Source organism: Microbacterium aquilitoris (assembly GCF_031932285.1).
GTDB lineage: Bacteria > Actinomycetota > Actinomycetes > Actinomycetales > Microbacteriaceae > Microbacterium > Microbacterium aquilitoris.
This window is the reverse complement of sequence record NZ_JAUZVT010000001.1, coordinates 1,314,481-1,326,905: the sequence shown is the minus strand read 5'-3', so window position 1 is coordinate 1,326,905 and position 12,425 is coordinate 1,314,481. Positions and strand designations below refer to the sequence as shown.

Here is a 12,425-nt window from a genome sequence, read left to right as displayed (position 1 = left end):
CTGGTACGCAGAGGCCTGTGATCGGCGATCTCCTGACGAGTCTGGCCTCGAGCCCGTGGGCACTCCCGGCGCTGTTCGCCCTCGTCCTGGCGGACGCGGTGCTCGTCGTGATACCCGGTGAGGTGGCCGTCACGGCGACCGGAGCGCTCGCCGCGGCGACCGGCACTCCCCCGCTCGCCGCCGTCGTGGCCGTCGCCGCCCTCGCCGCCCTCTGCGGGGATGCGCTGTGCTACGCCGTGGGCCGTGTCGCGGGAGTGGAACGGTGGCGGTGGATGCGGCACCCCCGCATCCGATCGGCGTTCGCCTGGGCGGGGTCGCGTCTCGCGCGCAGCACGGCGACCGTGGTGTTCACGGCCCGGTTCATCCCGTTCGCGCGCCTGGCCGTCAACCTCACGGCCGGCGCCACCCGGGTGCCGATGGGCCGTTACTTCGCGGCGGTCGCAGTGGCTGCCACCGCGTGGGCGCTCTACCAGGCCGTCGTGGGCGCCGCGATCGGCGCGCTCCTGCCCGGAGACCCGGTGATCGCCGTCATCGTATCGATCGTCGTCGCGATCGCCCTCGGGCTGGTCATCGACGCCGCGGCGGCCCGCCTGTCGGGCCGCCGCGCGCGTCGGTGAGGTCACTCGCCGGACAGACCGCCCAGCAGGTGTCCGAACGATCCGCCCTTGCCGAGGTAGGACTCGGGATCGAAGGGGTCGAGAGCGTCCTCCGCCGGGCGCCGGGTCACGGCATCCGCCAGTTCCCGGGCGCCGCGCTCGATGCGCGCCGACAGCGGCGACACATCGTCCGCGCGCGCGCCCCAGTCCGACGACGCGGCGAAGACACCGGTGGAGACGGCCTCGGCGTGCAGATAGGCGAACAGCGGCCGGATCGCGTAGTCGATGGCGAGCGAGTGACGGGCCGTGCCGGCGTTCGCGCCGATCAGTACGGGCTTCCCCTGCAGCGCGTCGGGATCGAGCACGTCGATGAACGACTTGAACAGCCCCGAGTAGCTCGTCGAGAAGATCGGCGTCACGACGATCAGCGCGTCCGCCGAGACCACCGTGTTGATCATGGTCTCGAGCGCGGGCGGCGCGAAGCCGGTCAGCAGGTTGTTCGTGATGTCGTGCGCGTACTCGCGCAGCTCGAACGTGTCGACGGATGCCTCCACCCCCCGCTCGCGCAGGTCCGCCAGCACGGCGGCCGAGAGCTTGTCGGCCAGCATGCGCGTCGACGAGGGGTTCGAGAGCCCCGCCGACACGACGGCGATGCGACGGGCGGTCATCGCGCACCACCCAGACCGAACGCGGCACCGACCGGCGTCGGGGTGTCCTGGTAGGGGCTCGGGCCCGACAGGTTGTCGCCGCGGTTGGCGCGGGGACGTGCGTCGCGTGCGGGACCGTCGCCGTACGTGGCCGCGACGCGCGCGGCGTGCGTCGGCGCGTCGGGCACGATCGCCGGGCGATCCTTCGCGAGCTCCTTCCGGAGGACGGGGACGACCTCGCCGCCGAGGAAGTCGAGCTGCTCGAGGACCATCTTGAGCGGGAGTCCGGCGTGGTCGACGAGGAACAGCTGCCGCTGGAAGTCGCCGAACAGGTCGCGCATCCCCGCATAGCGGTCGATGACCTGCTGCGGTGAGCCGACGGTCAGCGGCGTCATCTCGGAGAAGTCCTCCATCGACGGACCGTGGCCGTACACGGGGGCGTTGTCGAAGTACGGGCGGAACTGCGCCTTGGCGTCCTGCGAGTTCTTCGCCATGAACGCCTGTCCACCGATGCCGACGATCGCCGTCTCGGGGGCGCCGTGACCGTAGTGCTCCCAGCGCTGGCGGTACAGACCGATGAGGCGCTGATAGTGCTCGGCGGGCCAGAAGATGTTGTTCGCGAAGAATCCGTCGCCGTAGTAGGCCGCCTGCTCTGCGATCTCGGGCGTGCGGATCGAGCCGTGCCAGACGAACGGCGCCACTCCGTCGAGGGGACGGGGTGTGGAGGTGAAGCCCTGGAGGGGGGTGCGGAACTTGCCTTCGAAATCGACGACGTCCTCGCGCCACAGCTTGTGCAGCAGAGCGTAGTTCTCGATCGCGAGGGGGACGCCCTGACGGATGTCCTTGCCGAACCAGGGGTAGACCGGGCCGGTGTTGCCGCGGCCCAGCATGAGGTCCATGCGGCCGCCCGAGAGGTGCTGCAGCATCGCGTAGTCCTCGGCGATCTTCACCGGGTCGTTCGTGGTGATGAGCGTCGTGGAGGTCGAGAGGATCAGGCGCTCGGTCTGCGCGGCGATGTACGCGAGCGTCGTGGTCGGCGAGGACGACCAGAACGGCGGATTGTGGTGCTCGCCGATCGCGAACACGTCGAGGCCGACCTCTTCAGCGTGCTTGGCGATCTCGACGGTCGCCGAGATGCGCTCACGCTCGCTGGGCGTGTGACCCGTGGTCGGGTCCTGCGTGATGTCGGTGACGGTGAAGATGCCGAACTGCACCCCGGGCCAGCTGGCGGCGCTGCTGGTGTCGCTCACGATGTCTCTCTCGATTCCCGGACGGTTCGCGCCCGATTCATGCAAGTGAATGTACCGGAGTCAACGTCTCAGTGTCCACGTTATTCCCGCCGGTACGCTGGCCCGAATGAGCACCCCCGGCCGCACCCGCCGCGTGCCCATCTGGGACAACGCCCGGGCCGCCTGCATCCTCCTCGTCGTCCTCGGTCACGCGATCCAACGCCTGACCTACGACTCCGACATCGCACAGAGCATCTACTACCTGATCTACGCGTTCCACATGCCGGCCTTCGCGCTGATCTCCGGGTACTTCTCCCGGTCCGATCCGCCGAGCCGGCGTCGGATGGTCCGCATCCTCACCGACATCGTCCTCCCCTACGTCATCTTCGACGGGCTCTGGACCCTCGCGAAGCTCGTCGTCGAGGGACGCATTGACCCGAACCTCACGCAGCCGTCGTGGACGCTCTGGTTCCTGCTCGCCCTCGCGATCTTCCGCCTCGTGCTCCCCTACCTCGCACTCCTCCGGATGCCGCTCCTCTGGACCCTCGTCGTCTCGATCTCGGTGGGGTACCTCCCGAACGTCGATTCCACGCTGTCCCTCTCGCGGACCCTCGGCCTGCTGCCCTTCTTCACCCTCGGCTGGTGGCTGCACCAGCACGGATTCCTCGACCGGCACCGACTCCTCGAGCGACGGCGCACGTCGCTCCGCCTCGCCGCCGGCGCCGCCCTGGTGGCGGCCGGCGTCTGCGCGTGGCTCTTCGTCGACGATTTGAGGACCATGGGACTCGGCCGATGGCTCTTCTATGAGGAGGACTACGCCGACCTCGGCGGCACGCAGTGGTGGGCGGGCGGCATCCGCCTGCTGCTGATGGCGGCCGCACTCGTGCTGAGCGTGGCGTTCTTCGTCCTCATGCCGCGTCGGGAGTACCGCTGGACGGCCATCGGGCGCGCCACCATGTACGTGTACCTGCTGCACTCCTTCGCGCTGTATCCGCTGCGCGAATCGGGGATCCTCCGCGGCCTCGACCCCACGTGGCTGTGGCTGCCCCTCGTCGCCGTCCTGTCGGTGGCGATCACGGCAGCCCTCGCCTCGACGCCGGTGCGCCGCATCTTCCGGCCGCTCGTCGAACCGCGGCCAGGATGGCTCTTCGCCGATCCCGGCCTCGTGGGGTCCGAGGGCAGCCGGCGCGACCCGACAGGATCGCGCCGCCCTCAGACCGCGACGACCGCCGGCTCGTAGTCGAGCCCGAACGCCGCCGCGACGCCCTTGTTGGTCACGCGACCGCTTCGGACGTTGAGACCTTTGGCCAGAGCGGGGTCGGCGGCAGCAGCGGCATCCCAGCCGCGGTCCGCGAGCGCGGTCAGGTAGGGCAGGGTCGCGTTGGTGAGTGCGCGCGTCGACGTCTCCGGCACCGCCCCGGGCATGTTGGCGACGCAGTAGTAGACCGCGTCGTGGACCGCGAACGTCGGGTCGTCGTGCGTCGTGGGCCGCGAGCCCTCGAAGCACCCGCCCTGATCGATGGCGATGTCGACGAGCACCGCGCCCGCCTTCATACCGGCGACCATGTCGAGCGTCACGAGCTTGGGTGCCGCCGCCCCCGGGATGAGGACCGATCCGATGACGAGATCGGCGGATGCCATCTGCTCGGCGACCTCGAAGCGGGTGGAGGCGCGAGTGTGGAGGCCCGCGTAGCGCTTCTCCAGTTCACGCAGACGCGGCAGCGAAACGTCCAGGACGGTGACGTCGGCTCCCATGCCGAGAGCGTTGGCCGCCGCGTGCTCGCCGGCGACACCGCCGCCGATGACGACGACCTTCGCCTTCGGCGTTCCGGCGACACCGCCGAGGAGCGTGCCGCGGCCGCCGGCCGCGCTCATGAGGGTGTGCGCGCCGACCGTGATCGAGATGCGACCCGCGACCTCGCTCATCGGGGACAGCAGCGGCAGTGCCCGGTCCGCCGTCTGGACGGTCTCGTAGGCGACGGCGGTGGTCCCCGCGGCGATGAGGGCGTCGGTCAGGGGCCGATCCGCGGCCAGGTGGAGGTAGGCGAACAGGGTGAGGTCGTCGCGCAGGTGCGGGTACTCCGCCGCGATGGGCTCCTTCACCTTGACGACGAGCTCCGCTCGCCCCCACGTCGACGCCGCATCCGGGGTGATGACCGCACCGGCGGCGGCGAACGCCTCGTCCGCGATCCGCGAGCCGGCGCCGGCGCCCGACTGCACGAGCACCTCGTGACCGCGCGCGACGAGCGCGTCCACCCCCGCGGGGGTGATGGCCACGCGGTTCTCGTTGTTCTTGATTTCCGTAGGGATGCCGATACGCATGGCGTCACGCTCCTCGTCAGCGAGTGATGTGCGACACATCCTGCAGAAGATTCGTTACGAGCAGGTGACAGTCGAAGATCCTTCGGCGAGAATGCTTCCGAGCCCCCGAAATGAGGATGAATCCCCGTGAGCACGTCTGATCCGTCGAAGAATCATCGGCCTCCCGCCGACCTGGACGATGTGGACCTCGCCATCGTCGACGAGCTCGCGGCCGACGCCCGGCTCACGAACGCCGAGGTCGCCGCGCGAGTCGGAGTCGCGGCATCCACCGCCCATGCGCGCACCCGCGCGCTCGTGGAGCGCGGCGTGATCACCGGCTTCCACGCGAGCGTGGATCAGCGGGTCGCGGGCGCGGGCCTGCAGGCGATGGTGCACGTGACGCTGCGCCCGGGCTCCCGTCACGAGAGCATCACCGAGTTCGCACACGAGGTGCGCGGTCTCCCCCAGGTGATCCAGATGTTCTTCCTCGGCGGATCCGACGACTTCCTCATCCACATCGCCGTCGCCGATTCCAGCGATGTGCGCGCCTTCGTCGTCGAGCACCTCTCAGCGCAGCGCAGCGTCGCGAACACGCGCACGAGCATCATCTTCGACTACCACCGCAACCGGGTCGCGGCTCCGTTCCACTGAGTCGGTAACCGCTTGAAACAATGCGCCGACCCCCTGAAACCTCTGCTTATCCTCGGACCATGTCTGTCCAGAGCCTCCCCGTCCTCGACCTGTCCCGCCTCGATGAGGGGCCGGATGCTGCGGAAGAATTCCGAGCCGATCTGCGCCGCGCGACCCACGAGGTCGGCTTCTTCTATCTGACCGGCACCGGGGTCTCGCCCGAGCTGGAGGATCGCCTCCACCGCGCCGCGCGCACCTTCTTCGAACTCCCCGACGAGGCGAAGCTCGAGATCGAGAACATCAAGAGCCCGCACTTCCGCGGCTACACGCGCATCGGCGGCGAGCGGACGCAGGGGCTCGTGGACTGGCGCGAGCAGATCGACATCGGACCCGAGCGCCCGGCGGTCGAGGACCCCGACGCTCCCCCCTACACCGCCCTCGTCGGACCCAACTTGTGGCCGAGCGCCCAGCCCGAGCTCCGTGAGATCGCCGAGGAGTGGACCGCGATCCTGTCGGCGGTGGGGCGGAAGCTGCTCCGCGCCTGGGCAGAGGCCCTCGGCGCACCGGAGACGTACTTCGACGACCACTTCGGCGAGGCGCAGACCCTGCTGAAGATCGTCCGCTACCCGGGCTCCAGCGCCCCGGAGCCTCAGCAGGGCGTCGGAGCGCACAAGGATGCCGGCGTCCTCACCCTGCTGTGGGTCGAGCCGGGGAAGGGCGGCCTGCAGGTCGAGAAGGACGGCGACTGGATCGACGCTCCCGCGGTGCCCGGATCGTTCGTCGTGAACATCGGCGAACTCCTCGAGCATGCGACCGGCGGCTACCTCACGGCGACGAACCACCGGGTCGTCTCACCGCGCGCCCCCGAGGATCGCATCTCGGTGCCGTTCTTCTTCAACCCGTCGCTCGACGCGGAGCTCCCCGCGATCGAGCTGCCCGCCGAGCTCGCGGCGCAGGCCCGCGGGATCTCCAACGACCCCCGCAACCCGATCCACGGTCTTCACGGCGAGAACGCCCTGAAGTCGCGGCTGCGGGCGCACCCGGACGTCGCAGAGATCTGGCACCCCCACCTCGTCAGCGCGCGCGTCTGACCGGCAGAGACCGTCCGGGAACGATGAAGGCCGCCCCACACCGTGGGGCGGCCTTCTCAAGAATGTTCTGCGCGATTGAACGCTGGCAGCGATGCCTTATCGACGGAGGCCGAGGCGCTCGATGAGCGAGCGGTAACGGTTGATGTCGACGTCCTGGAGGTAGCCCAGGAGACGGCGGCGCTGACCGACGAGCAGGAACAGCCCACGACGCGAGTGGTGGTCGTGCTTGTGCTCCTTGAGGTGCTCGGTGAGGTCCTTGATGCGCTGCGTCAGCATCGCGACCTGCACCTCGGGGGATCCGGTGTCACCGGGGTGCGTCGCGTACTCTTCGATGATCGCCTTCTTGACGTCTGCTTCCAGTGCCATAGGTGATCCCCTTCCTCTTCGTTGCGCGGCGCCCGACGCCTGATGCGAGGGCTCTCTTTATCCGCGGCCGATCGAACGGCAACCACAGGAGTCTACAGGACGAGGCGCCCCGCAGACGACCGAGGGCCCGGCCGCCGAAGCGACCGGGCCCCCGTGTGCGATGCGTCTCAGCCGACGGCGAGCAGATCGATGATGAAGATCAGCGTCTTGCCGCCGAGGAAGTGGCCACCGGCGGGACCGTAGGCCAGGTGCGGCGGGATGACGAGCTCACGACGTCCACCGACCTTCATGCCCGGGATGCCGTCCTGCCAGCCCTGGATGAGGCCGCGGAGCGGGAACTGGATGCTCTCGCCGCGGTTCCAGGACGAGTCGAACTCCTCGCCGGAGACGTATTCGACGCCGACGTAGTGGACGGTGACGGTGTCACCGGGCTTCGCCTCGGTGCCGTCGCCCTCGATCAGGTCGCGGACGACGAGGTCGGAGGGTGCGGCTCCCTGAGGAGCGTCGATCTCGGGCTTGGTGCGGTCTGCAGTCATGAGTCCATCCAAACCGAGCGGCATCCGGTGGTCAAACGCACTCAGGCCTGGATCGAGCCCTGGAGGTCGAGCTCGATCGTGACGTCCTTGCCGACGAGCACGCCGCCGGTCTCGAGCGCGGCGTTCCAGGTGAGACCGAAGTCCTCGCGGTTGATGACGGTCTTGGCCGTCGCGCCCGCCTTGTAGTTGCCCCACGGGTCGGTGCCGAAGCCGCCGAAGTCGACCTCGAACGTGACGGGCTTCGTGACGTCCTTGATGGTCAGGTTGCCGTCGACGAGGAAGTCGCCGTTCTCGATGCGCACACCGGTCGAGGCGAAAGTGATCTCGGGGTAGGTCTCGACATCGAAGAAGTCGGCGCTGCGGAGGTGACCGTCACGGCCCTCGTCCTTGGTGTCCAGCGACGCCGCGTCGACCTTGGCGTCGAGCTTGGCCTCGAGCGGGTTCTCGGGGGCGATCAGGGTCGCCTCCTTGACGTTGAAGTGGCCGCGGACCTTGGAGATCATCATGTGGCGGACACTGAAGCCCACCTCGCTGTGCGACGCGTCGAGGATCCAGGTACCGGCCTTGTAGCCGGGGATGTCGAGGGTGGCGGTGGAGTCGGTCATGATCGTCCTTCGTGGAGGGGTTCCGGCACGCGCCGGCGGTCAAGAGGGCGAAACGTCGCCGCGTCCGATCCTATTCCCGTGAATGAAGATTCGCCGGTGCGCGACCCCTCTTGACACCGCGAGGAGGCGGCGGGATCATTTCTGTACACCAACTCAGCGCCCGGAAGACTCGCAGGCATCGCCGCGGCACCGGGCGCTGAGTCTTTCTCCGGCCGCTGGTTCCCTGCGGGCGTTTCAGCCGACGAGCAGATCCTGCCGTGCCCGGGTAGCGCGTTCGAGGTAGACCCTCTCGTCCGCCGCGGCGCGCGGATCGCGTCCGCCGATCACCCGGTGGCGGGCGGCCGCGAGAGCGGTCGCCTCGACGATGAAACGCCGCATCGCTGCTGACCGGTCGCCGGGCAGGGAGCGCGCCCACGTGACGGCTCGCGAGCGTCCACGGCCGGTCGCGAGCATGTCGACCTCCGCCGGTGAGAACCATCCCGCGACCGCGTAGTCGCCGAGGCACGTGCGGGTGAGCCGCGCCTCTTCGCGCCGGAGCAGCACGACGCCGACGATGAAGAGGATGAACAGAGGCATCTGGAAGGTCGCGTAGAGCACGAAGAAGTCGGCGAACACCGCCGATCCGTTCCAGAGCGCGTGCAGTCCGATGGCTCCCCCGAGACCCACCGCCCACGGTCCGAGCGCCGCTGCGCCCCACACGCCCCGGCGTGCGGCGCGCCCCAGCGCGTACCCCGTGACGGCCGTGAACATCACGTGCGCGAACGGCGAGAGGATGCCGCGGAGGAAGAACGTGTAGGCCGCGCTCTCGGCCCCACCCGTGACGAGGCTGTCGGCGAAATAGAGGATGTTCTCCGTGAACGCGAAGCCCGCACCGACGAGCGCCCCGTAGACGACACCGTCGACAGGGCCGTCGAAGGCACGCCTCGCGGCGACGAAGATGAGCAGGACTCCCGCGCCCTTGGCCACCTCTTCGACGATCGGCGCCTGGAGGACGGCGGAGACGGTGTCGGGAAGGCCCGGCGCGACCAGCGTGATGACGAGGTCGACCCCGAGCGCGATGACGACGGATGCCACTGCTCCCCATGCGAGCGCGAGGACGACGAGGCCGCGGGGTTCCGGCTCCCACCGGTCGATCATCCTGATGGCGACGAGGACGAGGACCAAGGGGATGAGGGCGAGGAGCCCGGAGACGATGGAGGCCGCCGCACCGAGGAACGCCAAGAAATAAGCCGCCAGGCCGAGCGACGCGACGGCGAGGACGGCAGCCACGATCCAGAGGATCACGCGGCCGCCCGTCGGTGCGGGGACGGGGAGGTCGGGCCGCGGTGGGGCCGGCGGCGGAGCGGCGGGCGTCGCACGCGCCGGTTGTGCGAGGGGCGACGGGAACGACATGCGCTCAGCCTAGGGGCGGCCCCGGATCGTGCCCCGCCGCAGTCGAGGGCGATACCCTGGACCAATGCGCTTCGCCCACGTTGTCCCTGACGGAGTAGACGAGCCGCAGCTGGTCCTGGTCGAAAAGGACCGTGCCGCCCTGGTGTCGCAGCTCTTCGACGGAGCACCGTCGCGTCTTCAGCCGCTCATCGAAGGAGGCGACGCCCTCCTCGACCGCGTTCGGGAGAGCGCTGCGACCGCCGAGTGGATGCCGCTCGGCGACCCCGTCTTCGCCTCGGCGGTACTCGACACCCCCATCACCATCGCGATCGGGCTGAACTACTCGGCCCACTCGAGCGAACTCGGCCTCAAGGCCGACGCGGCGCCCACGGTCTTCATCCTGTGGCCGGGCTCGCTCTCGGGTCACCGTCAGACGACGACCTGGCCGCGCTCGCTCAGCCAGTCCGTCGACTACGAGGCGGAGCTCGGCGTCATCATCGGGGCGCCTGCCCGCGACGTCGCCCTCGAGGATGCCCTCGACCACGTCTGGGGCTACACCGTGGTCAACGACATCACGGCCCGCGACATCCAGTTCTCCGAGGCGCAGTGGTCGCGCTGCAAGTCGTTCGACGGCTTCACCCCGACGGGACCGTTCGTCGTCACCGCGGACGAGATCCCCGACCCGCAGGATCTGCACATCTGGGCGATCGTCGACGGGAAGATGGTGCAGGACGCCTCGACCGACCAGATGATCCACCCCGTGGCGAAGCTCGTTGCGTTCCTGTCGCAGTCCGCGACCCTTCTGCCGGGAACCCTGATCTCGACCGGCTCCCCAGGTGGCGCGGGCTATTCGCGCGACCCGCAGATCTTCCTCCGCGACCGTTCCACCGTGACCGTCGGAGTGGACGGGATCGGCGAACTGACGACCTTCTGTCGCATCACCGACTGAGACAACGCGAGACAGCGAGAAGCGGCGGTCACCCGAGGGTGGCCGCCGCTTCTTGTCGCGCAGGTCAGTTGTTGAGCTGCGACTGGTCGAGCTGGTCGCAGGGGATGGTCTGGCCGAGGTACTCGACGACACCAGATCCACCAGCGACACAGTTGGTCTGGTACTGCTGGTACAGATCCGCGGTGGAGTTCGCGAAACTCGCGACGACGACCACGATGATGATGATCGCGATGATCATGAGGACGATGCTCACGATGATCGCGGCGATCGCGAGACCATTCTTCGTGCCGGCCTTGCGGCTCTGCACCAGCGCCACGATGCCGAGGATCAGACCGATCAGCTGGGTTCCGGGGATGATCGCGAGGATCAGGGCGACGATCGCCATCGTGCGCCCCGGGACGGGGCCGGCAGCCGGAGCGCCGGCGTTGTACTGCGGTGCGTTGCCGTAGGCCGGCGCCTCATATGCCGGCGGCGCGGGCGGGATGTTCTGCGAGTTCGGCTGGTTGGGGTCGGTCATGTGAAGTCCTTCAGGTCGCTGATGGGCCGGGATACGACCCCGACGCTAGCGTCCGGCGTTCTCTCAGACAACCCGCAATCACGGACCCTCCACGGCACCCGGTTTTGTGATAATCGGAATCGCTCGGGTGACCGCCTGAAGCCCCGACAACCGTGCCGGCGAGAGCTGCTTGTCGACCTCGTCACGCGACATGAGCCCGGCCTCCACGACCAGGTCGCCCACGTTCCGCTTTGTCAAGAGCGCGGTCTTGGCGAGCGCGGCCGCGGCGGTGTAGCCGATGAACGGCGTCAGCGCCGTGATGACGCCCACGGACGACCCGACCATCGTGCCGAGGCGTTCGCGGTTGGCGGTGATGCCGTCGACGCAGTTGACGCGAAGGGTGCGCATGCCGCGCCGCATCCATGTGATCGACTGGAAGATCGAATGCGCGATGACCGGTTCGAACGCGTTGAGCTGCAGCTGCCCGCCCTCGACGGCCATCGTCACCGTGAGGTCCGCACCGGCGACGGCGAACGCGACCTGGTTGACGACCTCGGGGATGACGGGGTTCACCTTGCCGGGCATGATGCTCGACCCCGCCTGTCGAGGCGGCAGGTTGATCTCGCCGAAGCCCGCCTGCGGCCCGCTCGAGAGCAGGCGCAGGTCGTTGCTGATCTTCGACAGCTTGATCGCGTTGCGCTTGAGCGACGACGAGAACGACATGAAGGCGCCCGTGTCACTGGTGGACTCGACGAGGTCTTCGGCCGTCTCGAGGTCGAGCTCGCTGATCTCGCGCAGGTGCCGCAGCACGGCACGTGAGTAATCCGGGTGGGTCGTGATCCCGGTGCCGATGGCCGTCGCACCCATGTTGATCTCGTAGAGGAGGTGCGCGTTCTCGCGGAGACGGTGGTGGTCCTCCCCCAGCGTCGTGGCGAAGCCGTGGAACTCCTGCCCGAGGGTCATGGGGACGGCATCCTGCAACTGCGTGCGTCCCACCTTGAGGACGTCGTGGAACTCGTCGGCCTTCTTCAGGAAGGACTGCCGCAGCAGGTCCAGCTCCTCGAGCAGCGACTGCAGGTCGAGCCCGAGCCCCACCTTGATCGCCGTCGGATAGACGTCGTTGGTGGATTGGCTGCGGTTGGTGTGGTCGATGGGCGAGAGGAACGCGTAATCGCCCTTCTCGCGGCCCGCCATCTCGAGCGCGATGTTGGTGATGACCTCGTTCGCGTTCATGTTGGTCGAGGTTCCGGCGCCGCCCTGGATGACGCCCACGACGAACTGGTCGTGGAACTCGCCGTCGATGACGCGCTGGGCCGCCTGGTCGATGAGATCGGCGCGGGATGCGTCGAGCGCCCCGATCTCCTTGTTGGCGCGCGCGGAGGCCTGCTTGACCATCGCGAGGGCGACGACGAGGTCGCGGTAGACCGAGATCGGTCGCATCGAGATGGGGAAGTTCTCCAGCGCTCTCGCCGTGTGGATGCCCCAGTAGGCGTCGGCGGGGATCTCCATCGATCCCAGGGAGTCGGATTCGGTGCGCGTCGTCGCGTCAGATGCCATGTGCGGTGTCCTCGTGGGTCACAGGGGTGCAGGGATGGATCGAGCCTATCC

14 protein-coding genes are annotated in these 12,425 nt (G+C 68.7%); 5 read left to right on the top strand and 9 right to left on the bottom strand.

The genetic code is table 11. The features are described from left to right. Nucleotides 1-17 precede the first annotated feature (17 nt). The gene (locus tag Q9S78_RS06445; RefSeq protein ID WP_311869536.1) at nt 18-617 is read left to right on the top strand and encodes a DedA family protein; all 600 of its coding nucleotides are present in this window, start codon (nt 18-20) and stop codon (nt 615-617) included. Between the two features lie 2 nt (nt 618-619). On the opposite strand, the gene Q9S78_RS06440 is transcribed toward Q9S78_RS06445, so the two are convergent. Together Q9S78_RS06440 and Q9S78_RS06435 are read right to left on the bottom strand one after the other, a co-directional pair. Next, nucleotides 620-1,264: an FMN reductase gene (locus Q9S78_RS06440; protein WP_018187180.1), complete on the bottom strand. Its 645-nt coding sequence runs from the start codon at nt 1,262-1,264 to the stop codon at nt 620-622. Beyond that, nucleotides 1,261-2,457, bottom strand: coding sequence for an LLM class flavin-dependent oxidoreductase (locus tag Q9S78_RS06435; protein ID WP_028497501.1), 1,197 nt, complete (start codon nt 2,455-2,457; stop codon nt 1,261-1,263). The genes Q9S78_RS06440 and Q9S78_RS06435 overlap by 4 nt, the downstream gene beginning before the upstream one ends. 142 nt (nt 2,458-2,599) lie before the next feature. On the opposite strand from Q9S78_RS06435, the gene Q9S78_RS06430 reads away from it, so the two are divergent. Continuing rightward, nucleotides 2,600-3,712 carry an acyltransferase family protein gene (locus Q9S78_RS06430; RefSeq protein ID WP_311869532.1) on the top strand — a complete coding sequence of 371 codons (1,113 nt, stop codon included), beginning with the start codon at nt 2,600-2,602 and terminating at the stop codon, nt 3,710-3,712. Here the strand turns inward: Q9S78_RS06430 and ald are convergent. Further along, entirely contained in the window at nt 3,685-4,794 is a 1,110-nt protein-coding gene (gene ald, locus Q9S78_RS06425; RefSeq protein ID WP_311869530.1) for an alanine dehydrogenase, read from the bottom strand. The genes Q9S78_RS06430 and ald overlap by 28 nt on opposite strands. Nucleotides 4,795-4,920: 126 nt before the next feature. On the opposite strand from ald, the gene Q9S78_RS06420 reads away from it, so the two are divergent. Beyond that, on the top strand, nt 4,921-5,424 hold the full coding sequence (locus Q9S78_RS06420; protein ID WP_311869528.1) for an Lrp/AsnC family transcriptional regulator: 504 nt from the start codon (nt 4,921-4,923) through the stop codon (nt 5,422-5,424). 59 nt (nt 5,425-5,483) lie between these two features. Then, on the top strand, nt 5,484-6,494 hold the full coding sequence (locus Q9S78_RS06415; RefSeq protein WP_020098278.1) for an isopenicillin N synthase family dioxygenase: 1,011 nt from the start codon (nt 5,484-5,486) through the stop codon (nt 6,492-6,494). A 96-nt stretch (nt 6,495-6,590) separates the two neighbouring features. On the opposite strand, the gene rpsO is transcribed toward Q9S78_RS06415, so the two are convergent. From rpsO to Q9S78_RS06395, 4 genes are all read right to left on the bottom strand, one after another. Continuing rightward, nucleotides 6,591-6,860 (bottom strand): 30S ribosomal protein S15, encoded by a 270-nt coding sequence (gene rpsO, locus Q9S78_RS06410; RefSeq protein ID WP_018187174.1) that lies wholly within the window; start codon nt 6,858-6,860, stop codon nt 6,591-6,593. A gap of 167 nt (nt 6,861-7,027) precedes the next feature. After that, the gene (locus Q9S78_RS06405; RefSeq protein ID WP_018187173.1) at nt 7,028-7,396 is read right to left on the bottom strand and encodes an FKBP-type peptidyl-prolyl cis-trans isomerase; all 369 of its coding nucleotides are present in this window, start codon (nt 7,394-7,396) and stop codon (nt 7,028-7,030) included. Between the two features lie 41 nt (nt 7,397-7,437). Then, nucleotides 7,438-8,001 (bottom strand): YceI family protein, encoded by a 564-nt coding sequence (locus Q9S78_RS06400; protein WP_018187172.1) that lies wholly within the window; start codon nt 7,999-8,001, stop codon nt 7,438-7,440. 234 nt (nt 8,002-8,235) lie between these two features. Continuing rightward, entirely contained in the window at nt 8,236-9,393 is a 1,158-nt protein-coding gene (locus tag Q9S78_RS06395) for a PrsW family intramembrane metalloprotease (protein WP_311869525.1), read from the bottom strand. 64 nt (nt 9,394-9,457) lie between these two features. Between Q9S78_RS06395 and Q9S78_RS06390 the strand changes: the two genes are divergently transcribed. Further along, nucleotides 9,458-10,321 (top strand): fumarylacetoacetate hydrolase family protein, encoded by an 864-nt coding sequence (locus Q9S78_RS06390; RefSeq protein ID WP_018187170.1) that lies wholly within the window; start codon nt 9,458-9,460, stop codon nt 10,319-10,321. Nucleotides 10,322-10,385: 64 nt separating this feature from the next. Here the strand turns inward: Q9S78_RS06390 and Q9S78_RS06385 are convergent, their stop codons facing one another. Together Q9S78_RS06385 and Q9S78_RS06380 are read right to left on the bottom strand one after the other, a co-directional pair. Then, entirely contained in the window at nt 10,386-10,838 is a 453-nt protein-coding gene (locus tag Q9S78_RS06385; protein WP_018187169.1) for a DUF4190 domain-containing protein, read from the bottom strand. 78 nt (nt 10,839-10,916) lie between these two features. After that, entirely contained in the window at nt 10,917-12,374 is a 1,458-nt protein-coding gene (locus tag Q9S78_RS06380; RefSeq protein WP_018187168.1) for an aspartate ammonia-lyase, read from the bottom strand. Nucleotides 12,375-12,425: the final 51 nt, after the last annotated feature.